The sequence below is a fragment of the Ferrovibrio xuzhouensis genome, assembly GCF_042648965.1.
GTDB classification, from domain to species: domain Bacteria; phylum Pseudomonadota; class Alphaproteobacteria; order Ferrovibrionales; family Ferrovibrionaceae; genus Ferrovibrio; species Ferrovibrio xuzhouensis.
Window position 1 is genome coordinate 140,109 of sequence record NZ_JBHRYJ010000008.1, and the last position, 13,964, is coordinate 154,072.

Consider the following 13,964-nt stretch of genomic DNA (forward strand, 5'->3'; position numbering starts at 1 on the left):
ACCGAATGGAGAGGCCGCAATCTCTGCGGCCCTCGTTTCTGATTACAGGATGACAGGGACCGGGAATGTCGGCTTACTTGTATTTCGCCGCCATCTCCTCGACGAAGCTGCTGTCCTTGCCGGGGAACCACTTTTTCTCAAGCTGGCGGATATATCCGGTGCGATACCATTCGACGGAAAGATCCGTGAGGATTTTCGCAAGACGCTCATCGCCCAGCCGCACGGCCATCGCGACCGGCTGCGGCATGATCGACTTGAGCGGCATCTCATATGCGTTCCAGTCCGGATCATCGAGTTTCAGCGTCAGACTGTTGTCGTCATAGACAAAGCCGATGCAACTACCGTTCCGCAGGGCGTTGTACGCCTCGGTCGGTGATTTGAAGGCAACGATCTTCGCGCCATAATTCTCCTCGACGGGGCGGTTAAAATACGCCCCCTGATTGGCGCAAATCGGCTTTCCTTTGATACTGCTCCAGGACTTGATCGCGGCCGCCTTGATCACCAGCAAGTTGGCGCCAGAGGCATAATAACCCGGCTCGATGATACGGACGATCTTGCGCCGCTCGGGCGTGTCGTTCATCGCCGCGATCAGAACGTCGATCTTGCCCTGTTCAAGGAACTGGAGCTGGTTCGCTGCAGCGGTGGGAACGATCTCCACCTTCACGCCGAGCTTCTCCGCCACGCGATTGGCGAGTTCGACAGCAAAGCCGACAACCGGGCCGCCGGCCTCTCTGTAGCCAAAAGGCTTGTAATCCGTCTTGCCGCCGACAATCAGGACGCCGCGCGCCTTAATGTCATCAAGCGTGTCCGCACTGGCCATTCGGGTGAAACCGGCAAGACTGAGCATCAGCGACAGGCCAGCGGTGAGCGTGAGACAGGCCTTTGACCACTTCATCGTGTTCTCCATCTGTTTTGGATGTTTGCCCCGCCCCATCGGGTATTACCTTATTTTTTATCATTGTTATTTATTGTGAAAACCTTGCACAATAGCACACCGTGTGTTTTTTCATTTTATAAAAACTAAAACTTCTGTATACTGAGGAAATTCATGTCATTATCTTTAAAAGAGCGGTTGCCGCCGGCAAACAGCCTCATCGCCTTTGAAGCGGCAGCCCGTAACGGCAGTTTCGTCGGGGCCGCCCGGACGCTGTCCGTAACACCTGCGGCAGTGACACGTCATATCGACCGCATCGAAGAGTCACTCGGCGTCAGCCTGTTCCAGCCGGATGGCCGCGGACGCGCACTGACCGAGGCCGGCCAACAGCTTTTCGAAGCCGTCACCATCGGCCTAGAACACATCGCCAGCGTCGCCTCACGCATCCGGCAGCAGGAGCATTCGCCAAGCCTGACGATCGCCTCTCCCCTTGCCTTCGCCAGCCTATGGCTCATGCCACGCATCGCCTCGTTCCGCCGCGCCCATCCCGACATCTCCATGCGCTTCGTCACCGCCGACGCCGATCTCGATCCCTCTCAGGAAGGCCTGAGCCTTGCCGTGCGTTATGGCAGTGGCGATTGGCCGAACCTGCGTGTAAGGCCCCTGCTGCAGCCGCATGTTTTTCCGGTCTGCTCGCCGCGATATCTCGACACCTATGGCAACATCACTTCCGTCGAGGACTTGGCCGGCCACACGCTTCTCGACAGGGAAGGTGGGGGCGACGGATCGTTCTCAATCGGATGGACAAGATGGCTGAGTTGTCTTGACAACAAGCCCCGGCGCATGCCCGACCGGATTTATTTTAGCAGCTACGAGGTCATCATCCGGGCGGCCCTCGCCGGACAGGGTATTGCACTGGGCGTCGATGTTCTGGTCAAGGATCTGCTCGATCAGAATCTGTTGGCTTGCCCCTTCGCCAGCGAGGTCCGCTGGAAGGAAGCCTACTATCTTGTGTCGCCCAAGAATGAGCCGACGACTAAGCAGATGCGATTGTTCTCCGAATGGCTATTCAACGAAATCGCCACTTCCGATACCGTGGATCCGGGAAGAACCCAGGTCGCAGCCGGTCAACAGGCTTCGCCCTCCACCTGATGCCGCCACCGCTTCCCGGGAAAACATGGATATGACAAACGACACTCCCAAAGCGCCACGCCTTGATTCAACGCTTTCCAAGGGCCTACGCATTCTGGACATGCTGACCGCAACCCAAGGCGGCAAGAGCGTCACGGAGATCAGTAAGGAACTGGAGCTGACGAAGTCCAATGCCTTCCGGCTGCTGCAGACCTTGTCCACCCTCGGCTTTGTCCGGCAAAGGGAGAACAAGCAATATGTCGCCACATTGAAGACATGGCAGATCGGCCGCCGTGTCGTCGAGAATCTCAATCTGCGCGAAGCGGCGGCAACGCAGATGCGGATGCTGTCCCAAGAAACCAGCGACACCGTCTACCTCGCTGTTGCGGAAGGGCTTTCCGTCGTCTACATCGACAAGGTCGAAAGTCAGCAGCCGATCCGGTCTTGGAATCCGATCGGAGGTGCCGCGCCCATTCATTGTGTCAGCACCGGCAAGGCGATCATTGCTGCGGATTATACCTTCTGGCGGGAAAGGCTGCGCGGCAACTTGACCCGGTATACCGATCGCACGATCACCAACCTGGCCGCGCTCGACGCCGATGTCGCGCGCATACAGGCCTGCGGCTATGCGACGGATACAGGCGAATTCAGGGAGCGGGTCCTGGGCTTCGGCGCGGCTATCCGTCTGCCGAACGGCGCCCCCATCGGCGCGATCGGCATCTCGATGCCAGATGTGAACCTGCCGGCCAATGGCGAGGCAAGTTACGGCGAAATGGTCCGCAGGGCCGCCGAAGAGATCATGGCACAAGTGGCCGAGACGTAATGGCCATGACATGATGGCCAAGCCGGTGGCAAGCGTCGCCACCGGCCTCAGGCTTATCAGCAGGTATAGTTCAGCGCGAGACGGCCGCCATCGATATAGACCGTCTCTCCGGTGATATAGCTGGCCTTCGGGCTGGCGAGAAAGACGATGAGCTCCGCCACTTCCCGGGGCGTTCCCATGCGTTTCTGCGGGGTCCGCGACATCGCCATCTTCATGGCCTCCGGATTCGCATTCACGCCCGCCATCATTTCCGTATCGATCGAACCAGGACCGACAGCATTAACGCGGATGTTGTGCTGGGCTAGTGCAAGCGCGGACGCCTTGGTTAGCTGACTAATGCCGCCTTTCGAGGCGCAATAGGCGGCAATAGTCGGGATCGCCACAACTGCGTTGATCGACGACATATTGACGATCGAACCGGCGATCCCTTTGGCAACCATGCCCTTTGCGGCCCGCTGGATGGCCATGAACGTGCCGACGAGATTGACATCGATCACCTTGCGGAAGTCGCCGATCGGCGTTTCCAGGAACGGCTTCGGCACGGCGATGCCGGCATTATTCACCAGCACGGAAACGGCTCCGTATTCTGCCTCGATGGTATCGAACATCGCGTCGATCGCGGCGGGATCGCCCATATCGCACACGATGGAGCGGGCATCCCTCCCCAGGCGCTGTGCCGCCGCGTGCACGCCCTCTGCATTGAGATCGCTCAGGATGACGAACATGCCTTGTTCGGCAAGAAGTTCGGCACAGGCATACCCGATGCCCTGCGCTGCCCCCGTCACGAGGGCAATAGCCTTATCGGTCATCATATTTCTCCTCGTCTCCATCGAAACCGTAATCACGAGCGGCTTGCTCCGCGGTGATATACCCCGCCGCGAGATCGGCACGGACCTGCTTGTGATCCCGTCGACCCGGCTCGCCATATCCGCCGCCGCCCGGCAGCTTTAGAACTAGCCGCTGCCCGTCCGCAACCTCCTGCCGTCCCTTGCCCTTCAGATGAGTGCCATCCGCGAGCCCGACGGAACCAGGAGCTCCGGCCAAGCCGCCCTCCCGGCCGCGGGCCGGGTGATCGATCCGATCGAACATGGCATTGAAGAATAGGTTGTATCCCGACCGGGGCTCGATCTCGATGACCTGCCCGAGACCGCCGCGGAACTGTCCCGCGCCGCCGGAGCCTTCGCGTAGTTCTTTACGCCATACGATGATCGGGCCGACCTGCTCGGTTGCCTCAATACTCATCGTCTTGACGCCGGAAGGAAACGCCGTCGCGCTCAGCCCATCGAGTGCAGGGCGGGCACCCATGCCGCCGGAATTGAACATCAGCACCTCCGCAGACCGGGTATTATCATCGGTCGGGCGGGCCGAGATCTGGATATTCCACAATGCGCTCGCCCCTTCTGCTGGAACGGTGCCGGGCAATGCCTTGTGCAGAGCGCCAAGGACGACGTCCGGAACCAGATGTCCGATCACATGCCGCGTCGATACCGGAGCCGGGCGCCGTGCTGCCAGGATACAGCCTTCGGGCGCGGAAACTTCGAACGGCTCCAGCGAGCCGGAATTATTGGGCACATCAGGTGCAATCGCACACTTCAGGCCATAGCAGGCATAGGCACGGGTATAGACTTCCGGCACATTGACGCCAAAGCGACTCATGCCGCTAGTTCCGGCAAAATCGGCCCCCAGACGGTCGCCCTCGATCTTGAGCGAGACGAGCATATCCACCGGCACGTCATAGCCGTCGATCCGCATGGCATTGGTATAGACGCCGTCCGGTACCCGTGCGATCGCATCTCGCGTGGCGCGGCGGCTGCTATCCATGATGTATTCGGAAAGTGCCTCGATATCCGCTAGGCCAAATTCCGTCATCATCTCCTGAAGCCTGCGGTCACCCGCGGCATTGCACGCGGCCAGCGAATACATGTCCCCGACCACAAGATCGGGCGCACGGACATTGCCCCTGACGATCTTAAGCAGGACATTGTTGATGACCCCGCGGTCGGCTAACTTCATGATCGGGATCAGTAGCCCCTCTTCATGGACGTCATTGCCGTCAGGCCCAAAGCCGAGACCGCCGATATCCACCACATGGGCCGTGCAGGCGAAGAAGCCGATCAACCTCCCGGACCGGAACGACGGAGAGACCACGGTGAAATCATGCAGGTGCCCGGTGCCGAACCAAGGATCGTTCGTCAGGTAGACGTCGCCCTCGAAAATATTGTCGCGTCCGATCTGCTGGATGAAGTGCCCGACACTTTCGGCCATGGCATTGACATGGCCCGGCGTACCGGTAACCGCCTGGGCGACCATGCGGCCAGCAATGTCGAAAACACCAGCGGACAGATCGCCCGCCTCGCGCACCGATGTGGAGAACGCCGTCCGGATGAGGGTCGTGGCCTGCTCCTCGACCACGGCGATCAACCGGCTCCACATGATCTGATAGTCGATTGCCGACAGGCTCATACGTGCTTCTCCTTCTTAATCACCAGAAGGCTGCCATCATCCTGCATGACAGCGGAGAATGCGCTAGTGATGACCGTTGACGTTTCGCTTTCAATAATGACTGCCGGCCCCACGACCGCCGCACCGGGCAGCATGGCGGCCCGCTCCACCTCCTGCCCCTCGACCAAACGGCGCTGCGCAGCATCGTAAAACCGCCGAGGCTTTCCGGTTATCGGGTCGGCCACCAGCGAACGACGGGCAACCGGCGGGACTTCCAGCGGCCGGGACGTCACCAGGACCGACCAGTTCGTGATTTCGACTTCCAGTCCATCGATGATCCGGCCAAACAGGCGCCGGTAACATTCTTCGAATGCCGCCCGCAAGCAACTGGGGTCGGTCGCATCATCTATGTCGATAGCCAGGGGAACCGGAATCTCCCACCCCTGTCCGGCATAACGCATGAAGGCCGTGCGCTGGGCCGTTATGTCAATTTCATCGGCGCAACTGGCAACGAAGGCCCTCGCCTCGTCCTCCAGCACGGCCAGCATGCGGGAAACGGCCTGGATATCCATCGTCGCAAGGCGCTGGAAAAAGCCCCGGCTGGCCTCGTAGCTGAATGGCGCGCGCAGAAACCCGATGGCTGAACCGACACCGGCACCGGGCGGAATGAGCAGTCGATCGATGCCAAGTTTCTCGCACTGGCGGCTAGCATGCAGGGGCGCACCGCCGCCGAAGGCAATCATCGTGAATGACTGCACATCCCGCCCGTTCTCGATCGTATGGGCGCGGGCGGCGTTTGCCATGTTCTCGTCGACCATCTCTGTCACGCCGAACGCCGCATCGGACGGCGTTGCCGCGGCCGGGCCGCAGAGATGGGTCGCCAGAGCATTGTCCGCATTCGGCACGGAGAGGTGGATCTCGCCGCCAGCGAAATTATCGGGATCCAGACGGCCGAGGATCAAGTTCGCGTCCGTCACCGTCGGCTCGGTGCCGCCACGCTGGTAACAAGCCGGCCCCGGTTCAGATGCGGCTGATCGCGGCCCAACGCGAATCCGCCCCATGGAATCGATAGAGGCGATGGAACCACCGCCTGCACCGATTTCAACCATCTCCACGACGGGCGTGGAGACCGGCATGCCAGACCCTTTCTTGAAACGATAGGTGCGGGCCACTTCGAATAGGCTGGCCGTCTTCGGTGTACCGCCCTCGATCAGACAAATCTTTGCCGTGGTCCCGCCCATGTCAAACGAGACGACCTTATCGAATCCGTGCGCCCGTGCGTAGTTTGCGGCGAAGATCGCCCCGCCGGCCGGACCGGATTCCAGCAGGCGGACCGGCTGCTCCACGGCATTTTCGACACTGATCAGCCCGCCGCCGGAATGCATCATGTAGACGGCAGCATTGATGCCCCTCTCCCCGAGGCGGCGAACGAGGCGATTGAGGTAGCTGGCAACCATCGGCTGCACATAGGCATTGGCGATGACCGTGTTGAACCGCTCGAACTCCCGAATCTGTGGCGAGACCACCGACGAGAGGGAAATTGCAACATCGGGACAGGCGGCCTTCAGGGCATCCGCCATCTCCTTTTCATGCCTGCCATTCGCGTATGCGTGGATAAAGCCGATGGCAACGGCTTCGTACTTTTGGTCCCGGATGGATTTGACAACGCGGTCGACGTCCTGCCGGTCCAACGGCCGCAGGACGCTTCCGTCCGCGGCGACGCGTTCGCGCACCGTATACCGGTCCTGCCGCATGACCAGAGGCTGCGGCAGTGTGATGTTGAGGTCGTATTGCTCGAAACGGTTCTCCGAGCGCATTTCAACGACGTCCCGGAATCCTTCGGTCGTCACGAATGCCAGCCTGGCACCTTTTCTTTCGATCAACGCATTCGTCACCAGCGTCGTCCCATGGATCACCTGCCCGATCCGGTCCAGGGGGATGTCAGCCTTACGCGCCGCTTTTTCGATGCCGTCGATAATGGCCTGTTCGGGCTGGCTGTAATTCGTCAGCACCTTGGCCGTGGCAAGCCCGCCGGGATACTCGAGTGCCACATCGGTGAAGGTTCCCCCGATGTCGACACCAACTCTTGCCCGCAAGTCCATCTTCGCGATCTCCACAACTACGAATGGTGCTGCGGCAGCCTCGGCCCGCCGCTTTTTCGCCGAATTCCGACGAACCAAAAATCGCTCTGCCCGCCGGTGGCCGCGCGCTCGATGATGACCATCATGTCTTTCCGCATTGCAGAAACATCGTGGAGGTTTGCCGCAAACTCCAGATTGTGTCAATATACGAAATGTTTGTTCTTTATATAGAAACAATTATTTCTCTTGCAGGACTCATCTCAGGATTCCCCGAGGGTGAATATTGTGCTTATAGCCCAATTATTTGGCATAATGGCTCACCAAACTCCAAACTTGACTCCTCTCCATTCGCCGCTTAAGTTCTCTTAAAAAGAACAGTCGTTTTGATATACAGAACTATCAGCGGGGGCGATTGTCATGGTCTCATCGATGCGTTGGAAAGGTAGCTCCGTGGGGCAACGACCTTTGCGCCGCCCATGGCCTGAAACAATGCACGACGGCGCTGCACATTGCCGGCATTCCGCCTGCGGCCATGTTCACTCAGGAGTTGCCCGGTGCCAGCAGGTGCGATGCAACGGCCGCGCCCCTCTACCGGCACAGTCGTGAAGGCGGGAGTCCGCCATGGGATATAATTGGGACTTCCTGTACATCCTTCACTACATCCCTGAGCTGCTCGACGGCGGCCTGAATACGCTGAAGCTGCTGGTCTCGGCCCTCATCATCGCCGTCCCTCTCGGGCTCACCCTGGGCATCCTGCGCCAGCAGAAAGTCCCCATCCTGGGATGGCTGGCCGTACTTTACATCGACTTCTTCCGGTCCTCGGTCGCCCTGGTGCTGATCTACTGGTGCTACTTCGCGCTGCCCATCGTGGTCGGAGTGGCGATCAATACATACTTGGCCGTGACGCTCGCGCTCGGGCTTCAGGCCGCGGCCTTCATGGCGGAAATCGTCCGCGGCGGCATCACATCCATCAGCCGCGGCCAATGGGAAGCCGCGCGCGCCTTGGGCATGCGCAAGATGACCTGCATGCGCTATGTGATCCTACCCCAGGCTTACCGACGCATGATCCCGATTTTTTTCCTCTTGGTCGTCGAAGTCATCAAGAACACGGCGCTCGCTGGCGTCGTGACGTACAAAGAACTGTTCTACGTCGCGTTCAACGTCTCATCGGAAACATACAAGTCGCTCGAGACATTCACGATCGTTGGCCTCATCTACTTCGTCGTCATCTACGGTGCCAGCAGCCTGTCCCGGCTGCTGGAACGCAAGATGGCGAGCCGCTGAGGCCGGAGCCGCCATGCAATATCATTGGGACTTCGACTTCATCTGGAACAGCAGGAGCCTGCTTCTGCTTGGTGTGCTGAACACCTTCAAACTGGCGGTGATTTCCCTGAGCGCCGGCCTCTTGATCGGACTGTTCACAGGCATCGGCAGGGTTTCCCCCTCCCGCCTGATCAGGATCATCTCGAGCATCTATACTGAGTTCTTCAGGAACGTGCCGGGCATCGTGCTGATATTCTGGTTCTACTACGCCATTCCGGTCCTCACCGGATGGCAGGCGACGGCGTGGCTGGCATCGACCGTCGCGTTGTCTCTCTATACTGGCGCCTATTGCGGCGAGATCTACCGTGCCGGCATAGAATCCATCGAGAAGGGCCAATGGGAGGCGGCGCGCGCACTCGGCTTCAACCGAGTCAAGCAGTTCCGCTACATCATCATCCCCCAGGCGTTATCGCGCATGATCCCAGCCTTCACGAACCGGGCGATCGAGCTGCTCAAGACCACGACACTGGCTTCGTCTATCTCACTGGCCGAGACGCTCTATACCGCGAAGCTGCTGGCCGAAGACCAGCTGCGACCGCTTGAATCCTACACCGTAGCGGCATTCATATTCACCATCATCGTCCTGCCGCTCAGCTATCTGGCATTCCGCCTCGAGCGCCGGATGCGCATCGCTGGAGGGCATGCAGAATGACCGAAGTGATTCGGCTTGACAGCCTAGTCAAGAGCTACGGCAACCATGTCGTTCTCAAAGGCATCGATCTTACCGTGGCCCAGGGTGAAACGGTCTGTCTGATCGGCGCCAGCGGATCCGGGAAAAGCACCCTTCTGCGCTGCATGAACCTGCTCGAATATCCGACAAGCGGACGCCTTTACCTGAATGGCGAGCCGGTCGGGTCGCCGAGCCGCGCGGGTAAAGGACCGATCGTCTATCGCGAGAGCAGCCTGAACCATTTCCGCGAACGCGTCGGCATGGTGTTCCAGCACTTCAACCTCTTCCCCCATTTGACGGCCGAACAGAATGTGATGCTAGCCCCTCGCAAGGTGAAGGGGATGACCGAAACTGCGGCACGCAAGCTGGCGCGGGAAAAGCTTGAACGGGTCGGCCTCGCCGACAGAAGCCAGCATTATCCATCCCAATTGTCGGGCGGACAGCAGCAGCGCGTCGCAATCGCTCGCGCTCTCGCCATGGAACCAATTGTCATGCTGTTCGATGAAGCGACCTCAGCCCTTGATCCTGAACTTGTCGGCGAGGTTCTCAATGTTATGAAGGATCTGGCTGCCGACGGCGTCACGATGGTCGTCGTCACACATGAACTCGGTTTTGCCTACAATGTCGCCGACCGGGTCCTGTTCCTGCATGACGGCAAGATTCACGAGCAGGGCTCCCCCAGGGAGGTCCTGCTCCGTCCGAAGCAACAGCGAACCGCAGAATTCCTTCGCAGCGTCACGACATTCAGGCTGCCCGCAGCCGAGCAGGACAGATGACCGCCTGCGTTCCTTTCCGCAGACCGCGGAAAACACCCCCTCGCCCAAAGTTCATTCCAAAGGCGGACGGGTCACTCAGACGCGCACAATCAAATCAGGAGGCTTCGATGAATAACGTGATGAGTATGCTGAAAAAAGTTGCAGTTGCCGCGGCCGGCGCATTGCTGATTGGCGGTGCCGCTGCCCACGCCCAGCCTGCCAAATCCACCTGGGAGCGCATTCAGGAAACCAAGGTCGTCCGCCTCGCCGGCACCAACTCGGAATTCTGGGCGTTCAAGGATACATCGGGCAGCGATGCCCCCGGCGCCGTCAAGATCGGCGACACCGTCTGGCGCGGGCTAGGTCCGGTCATGGCGAGCCAGATCGCTGAAGCGCTTGGGGCGAAGCTGGAGATCGTGGAAACCACATGGGGCAATGCCGTCCCCGGCCTGCAGGCCGGCCAGTTCGATCTGATTTTTGGCTTGGATGGCACGCCGCCCCGCGCCGCCGCGATCGATTTCGTTCCGCAGGGCCTGTTCTGGTATGGCACGGCGCTGGCTGCCGCTCCGAATGTCGATGTGAGCAGTTGGGAAGCGATCAACAAGCAGAAACTCAAAGTCGCCGTTCCTGCCGGTACGTCGATGGAATTCGAGATTGCTAAGAATGCCCCCAATGCTGAACTCAGCAAGTTTCAGGGTTTCAATGATATGATCGCGGCGTTCCAGACCGGTCGCGTCCAGGCTCTGGCAACCTCTCTGACCTCTGCGACGCTGATCAGTGCGCGGCTTCCGGGCAGCCAGGTGAAGATGCCGGAACCGGCTGCCCTCTATCCCGCCGGAACCGGCATCCGGAAGGAAACGGATCCGCGCTGGAACAACTTCCTGTCCACCACACTGCTGTATCTGGTTACGCATGGCCAGGTCCAGAAGGCAATCGGGGATGTCTATCGTTTCCGCGGCGTCGACCTGTCGAAGGTCCAGGCGGTCGTGACCCGGTGACCACTCCGGGGTGCGGCCGGAGAGCGACGGCCGCACCCCACTATTCTCCAAACCACGGTGGGTGAACTGAAGGCATGCGCACAATCCCAATGAACGATCCGGGGCAAACCCCCGCTTCCTACTGGGCGGCTACGGCGGCCCCTCTCTCCCCGGGCATCGAGGGCTTCGAGGGAAATGAACAGGCCGATGTCGTGATCGTGGGCGCCGGCTTCACGGGGCTTACTACCGGCTTGCATCTCGCCGAACGCGGCGTCGACGTCCTTGTGATCGATGCGAACGAGCCCGGCTGGGGAGCCTCTGGCCGCAACAACGGGCAGGTCGTTGCGGCCCTGAAGCATGAGCCTCACGAAATCGAAGAGGCTTTCGGAACAGAGCGCGGGAAAAAACTGATCGAGGCCATTGGCCAGGCGCCCGACATGGTGTTCGGCATCATCGCACGTTATGGCATCCAGTGCGACGCCAAACGGAACGGCATCATCACAGCAGCGCATTCCCCGAACGCGCTTCTTAACCTGCAGAAACGAACCGATGTGTGGCGGTCGCGCGGCGCCCCTCTGTCCATGCTGCCGCGCAACGAGATGGCCGACAGGACCGGCACGACATACTATCTCGGTGGCAGCTATGATCCCCGCGGCGGCGCCATAAATCCCTTGGCATATGCGCGCGGCCTTGCCGGCGCCGTTCTCTCGGCCGGAGGGCGCCTCCGGAGCGATGCCCGTGTCACGCGGATCGTTCGGTCTGGCGGCCGGCACATCCTCGAGCTTGCAAAAGGCACGATATCGGCGGGCAAGATCATCATTGCCACGAACGCCTATACGGATGACCTCTGGCCCGGCCTGAAGAAGACATTCATTCCCGTCCGTACGCCGCAACTTGTCAGCAAGCCATTACCGCTAGGGTCACTCGCGACAATCTTGCCGAGTGGCGAAATCATGTCAGACCTGCGCAAGCTCATGTTTGGTGTGCGCATTCAACCTGGCAACCGCCTGCATCTCGGCGGCGGTGGCGGCACTTCTGGCGCGGATCGCGAAGGATCTTACAGGAACATGGTACGCTTGTGCTGCCAGGTCTTCCCCTTCCTGCCCGACATGGAATGGGAATATCGTTGGACGGGCTTCATGGCCATGACGCCGGATTTCTACCCCCGCCTGTTCGAGCTGGCACCAGGCATTGCCGCCTGCCTCGGCTACAGTGGCCGCGGCATCGGCACAGCCACCCTACTCGGCCAGGAGCTGGCCAAATGGGCAAGTGATACGACGCGGATTGACGAGCTCGTCCTGCCTTTGTCTCACTACCGTGAGCTTCCCTACTACCCGTTCAAGGAGATACTGGTGGAGACCGCGATTAAATACTACGACGCCCGAGACCGGTTGGTGCATGCCCTGAGTCATGGTCGCTGAACCGACCATCAAACTTGTTGCTCTTTCGCCAGCGTCTTCGATATCGTTTCGGCCGCCTCGATCACGGCTGGCTTCAATTCCTTCATCCGCTGGCGCGTCAGGCGGGATAGCGGGCCGGATACCCCAATTGCGGCGACGACCCTCCCGATAGAGTCGCGGATCGGCGCGGCGATCCCTCCTACATCCGCGCGATATTCTCCGAGGTTCAGGGCTATGTCATTGGATCGGATCCGTTCCATTTCCTGGTCGAGATTCTTCAGGTTGGTGATGGTGCGGGGCGAATGGGCCAAGATTTTCTCCGCCACGACGTCGCGCAAGGCATCATAGTTGAAAGCAAGCAGCACTTTCCCCGTTGCGACACAATACAGGGGCGCGGTACCGCCCCGTTTGGTGTATGCCCGCACGGGCTGCTCGCTATCGATCTTGTCGATGTACAACGCCTGCAAGCCATCGAGGACCGTCAGAAGTACGTCTTCACCGGCCTCTCCGGCCAATTTATGCATGGCCCGGGAAGCGAGGTGGATGAGGCTGCCATGCTCCAACACCATATTGCCGAGCTTCCACAGTTTGAGGCTGGCGCGATAGGTGCGGTCGGGCTCCTGAGTCACATAATTCATCGCGCTCAGCGTTTGAATCAGCCGGTGCACATTGGACTTGTTAAGCTCGAGTTGCATCGCAAGCTGCGTAATGCCGATGGAACTCGGCGAGGCCGCCAGGACCTCCAGGATCTGCAGCCCTTTCGACAATGTCGTGTCGATTCTGGTCGGCCCGGCAGTCTTACTTCTCATCTCATCGTCCCTGAACGCCCCCTGCAGCGACAGGCCTTCTTGCCTCAGCAACGGTGACGTGTCATTATTGAAAACACTTGTTCTATATAATGGAACACTGAAGGGCTGGCAAGGGGCTGCGGACAATGGTGATCGTGACGCGAGGCATCGAAACCCTGGTTGATGAAGCGCAAAAGGCGATCCGCGAGATCGCCGTCCAGGACGCACTGGCATTGAGCAAGGATGCCGACTGGCTGATCGTCGATGTCCGTGAAGCGCGCGAACGCGAAAGGGACGGCATCATCCCCGGCAGCTTCCACTGCCCAAGGGGTATGGTCGAGTTCTGGATCGACCCGAACAGTCCCTATTTCAAGACGATCTTTAACAGCAAGCCAAACCTGCTGTTCCACTGCGCCCTCGATTGGCGCTCCACTCTTACAGTCTACACCCTTCAGCAAATGGGCATCACCAATGCGGCCCATTTGAAAGGCGGCCTGAAGGCCTGGAAAGAAGCCGGAGGCACCATCACCTTCCCGTTTCACAAAGAGTGAGCGCGACGAAAATGCTGCGGGAATTCATTCGCGACGTGACCAGCCTGCTGAAACCCGACATTCCCCAAGTGGCCCGCCGCTTGACTTCAAGATCGCCTGATTTTGCTCGCTGGGCAAGCGTTTTTCGCCCCGAGCGGTGTCTGTCGTCG

13 protein-coding genes are annotated in these 13,964 nt (G+C 59.8%); 8 read left to right on the forward strand and 5 right to left on the reverse strand.

What is annotated here, in order from left to right; all coding sequences use genetic code 11:
• Positions 1 to 73: 73 nt before the first annotated feature.
• Positions 74 to 895 (reverse strand): transporter substrate-binding domain-containing protein, encoded by an 822-nt coding sequence (locus ACFOOQ_RS22710; protein ID WP_379730009.1) that lies wholly within the window; start codon positions 893 to 895, stop codon positions 74 to 76.
• Between the two features lie 153 nt (positions 896 to 1,048).
• On the opposite strand from ACFOOQ_RS22710, the gene ACFOOQ_RS22715 reads away from it, so the two are divergent.
• Both ACFOOQ_RS22715 and ACFOOQ_RS22720 read left to right on the forward strand, forming a co-directional pair.
• Positions 1,049 to 2,026, forward strand: coding sequence for a LysR substrate-binding domain-containing protein (locus ACFOOQ_RS22715; RefSeq protein ID WP_379730010.1), 978 nt, complete (start codon positions 1,049 to 1,051; stop codon positions 2,024 to 2,026).
• A gap of 31 nt (positions 2,027 to 2,057) precedes the next feature.
• Entirely contained in the window at positions 2,058 to 2,828 is a 771-nt protein-coding gene (locus tag ACFOOQ_RS22720) for an IclR family transcriptional regulator (RefSeq protein ID WP_379730011.1), read from the forward strand.
• Between the two features lie 56 nt (positions 2,829 to 2,884).
• Here ACFOOQ_RS22720 and ACFOOQ_RS22725 read toward each other — a convergent pair whose 3' ends face one another.
• The 3 genes from ACFOOQ_RS22725 to ACFOOQ_RS22735 are packed head-to-tail and all read right to left on the reverse strand — an operon-like array spanning position 2,885 to position 7,387.
• The gene (locus ACFOOQ_RS22725) at positions 2,885 to 3,640 is read right to left on the reverse strand and encodes an SDR family NAD(P)-dependent oxidoreductase (protein ID WP_379730012.1); all 756 of its coding nucleotides are present in this window, start codon (positions 3,638 to 3,640) and stop codon (positions 2,885 to 2,887) included.
• Positions 3,627 to 5,291: a hydantoinase B/oxoprolinase family protein gene (locus ACFOOQ_RS22730; RefSeq protein ID WP_379730013.1), complete on the reverse strand. Its 1,665-nt coding sequence runs from the start codon at positions 5,289 to 5,291 to the stop codon at positions 3,627 to 3,629. Before ACFOOQ_RS22730 ends, ACFOOQ_RS22725 begins: the two co-directional genes overlap by 14 nt.
• The gene (locus ACFOOQ_RS22735; RefSeq protein ID WP_379730014.1) at positions 5,288 to 7,387 is read right to left on the reverse strand and encodes a hydantoinase/oxoprolinase family protein; all 2,100 of its coding nucleotides are present in this window, start codon (positions 7,385 to 7,387) and stop codon (positions 5,288 to 5,290) included. The genes ACFOOQ_RS22730 and ACFOOQ_RS22735 overlap by 4 nt, the downstream gene beginning before the upstream one ends.
• A gap of 585 nt (positions 7,388 to 7,972) precedes the next feature.
• Between ACFOOQ_RS22735 and ACFOOQ_RS22740 the strand changes: the two genes are divergently transcribed.
• From ACFOOQ_RS22740 to ACFOOQ_RS22760, 5 genes are all read left to right on the forward strand, one after another.
• The gene (locus ACFOOQ_RS22740) at positions 7,973 to 8,635 is read left to right on the forward strand and encodes an amino acid ABC transporter permease (protein WP_379730015.1); all 663 of its coding nucleotides are present in this window, start codon (positions 7,973 to 7,975) and stop codon (positions 8,633 to 8,635) included.
• Positions 8,636 to 8,648: 13 nt separating this feature from the next.
• Complete coding sequence (locus tag ACFOOQ_RS22745) at positions 8,649 to 9,326, forward strand: amino acid ABC transporter permease (protein WP_379730016.1); 678 nt, start codon at positions 8,649 to 8,651, stop codon at positions 9,324 to 9,326.
• Complete coding sequence (locus ACFOOQ_RS22750) at positions 9,323 to 10,120, forward strand: amino acid ABC transporter ATP-binding protein (protein WP_379730017.1); 798 nt, start codon at positions 9,323 to 9,325, stop codon at positions 10,118 to 10,120. The genes ACFOOQ_RS22745 and ACFOOQ_RS22750 overlap by 4 nt, the downstream gene beginning before the upstream one ends.
• Positions 10,121 to 10,227: 107 nt before the next feature.
• On the forward strand, positions 10,228 to 11,097 hold the full coding sequence (locus tag ACFOOQ_RS22755) for a transporter substrate-binding domain-containing protein (RefSeq protein WP_379730018.1): 870 nt from the start codon (positions 10,228 to 10,230) through the stop codon (positions 11,095 to 11,097).
• 89 nt (positions 11,098 to 11,186) lie between these two features.
• The gene (locus ACFOOQ_RS22760) at positions 11,187 to 12,497 is read left to right on the forward strand and encodes an NAD(P)/FAD-dependent oxidoreductase (RefSeq protein ID WP_379730019.1); all 1,311 of its coding nucleotides are present in this window, start codon (positions 11,187 to 11,189) and stop codon (positions 12,495 to 12,497) included.
• An 8-nt stretch (positions 12,498 to 12,505) separates the two neighbouring features.
• On the opposite strand, the gene ACFOOQ_RS22765 is transcribed toward ACFOOQ_RS22760, so the two are convergent.
• Entirely contained in the window at positions 12,506 to 13,285 is a 780-nt protein-coding gene (locus tag ACFOOQ_RS22765) for an IclR family transcriptional regulator (RefSeq protein ID WP_379730020.1), read from the reverse strand.
• A 125-nt stretch (positions 13,286 to 13,410) separates the two neighbouring features.
• Between ACFOOQ_RS22765 and ACFOOQ_RS22770 the strand changes: the two genes are divergently transcribed.
• Complete coding sequence (locus tag ACFOOQ_RS22770) at positions 13,411 to 13,815, forward strand: rhodanese-like domain-containing protein (protein ID WP_379730021.1); 405 nt, start codon at positions 13,411 to 13,413, stop codon at positions 13,813 to 13,815.
• Positions 13,816 to 13,964: the final 149 nt, after the last annotated feature.

Coding starts and splice junctions, on each gene's coding strand:
- ACFOOQ_RS22710 (WP_379730009.1), bottom strand. CDS start 895: ATGAAGTGGTCAAAGGCCTGTCTCACGCTCACCGCTGGCCTGTCGCTG.
- ACFOOQ_RS22715 (WP_379730010.1), top strand. CDS start 1,049: ATGTCATTATCTTTAAAAGAGCGGTTGCCGCCGGCAAACAGCCTCATC.
- ACFOOQ_RS22720 (WP_379730011.1), top strand. CDS start 2,058: ATGACAAACGACACTCCCAAAGCGCCACGCCTTGATTCAACGCTTTCC.
- ACFOOQ_RS22725 (WP_379730012.1), bottom strand. CDS start 3,640: ATGATGACCGATAAGGCTATTGCCCTCGTGACGGGGGCAGCGCAGGGC.
- ACFOOQ_RS22730 (WP_379730013.1), bottom strand. CDS start 5,291: ATGAGCCTGTCGGCAATCGACTATCAGATCATGTGGAGCCGGTTGATC.
- ACFOOQ_RS22740 (WP_379730015.1), top strand. CDS start 7,973: ATGGGATATAATTGGGACTTCCTGTACATCCTTCACTACATCCCTGAG.
- ACFOOQ_RS22745 (WP_379730016.1), top strand. CDS start 8,649: ATGCAATATCATTGGGACTTCGACTTCATCTGGAACAGCAGGAGCCTG.
- ACFOOQ_RS22750 (WP_379730017.1), top strand. CDS start 9,323: ATGACCGAAGTGATTCGGCTTGACAGCCTAGTCAAGAGCTACGGCAAC.
- ACFOOQ_RS22755 (WP_379730018.1), top strand. CDS start 10,228: ATGAATAACGTGATGAGTATGCTGAAAAAAGTTGCAGTTGCCGCGGCC.
- ACFOOQ_RS22760 (WP_379730019.1), top strand. CDS start 11,187: ATGAACGATCCGGGGCAAACCCCCGCTTCCTACTGGGCGGCTACGGCG.
- ACFOOQ_RS22765 (WP_379730020.1), bottom strand. CDS start 13,285: ATGAGAAGTAAGACTGCCGGGCCGACCAGAATCGACACGACATTGTCG.
- ACFOOQ_RS22770 (WP_379730021.1), top strand. CDS start 13,411: ATGGTGATCGTGACGCGAGGCATCGAAACCCTGGTTGATGAAGCGCAA.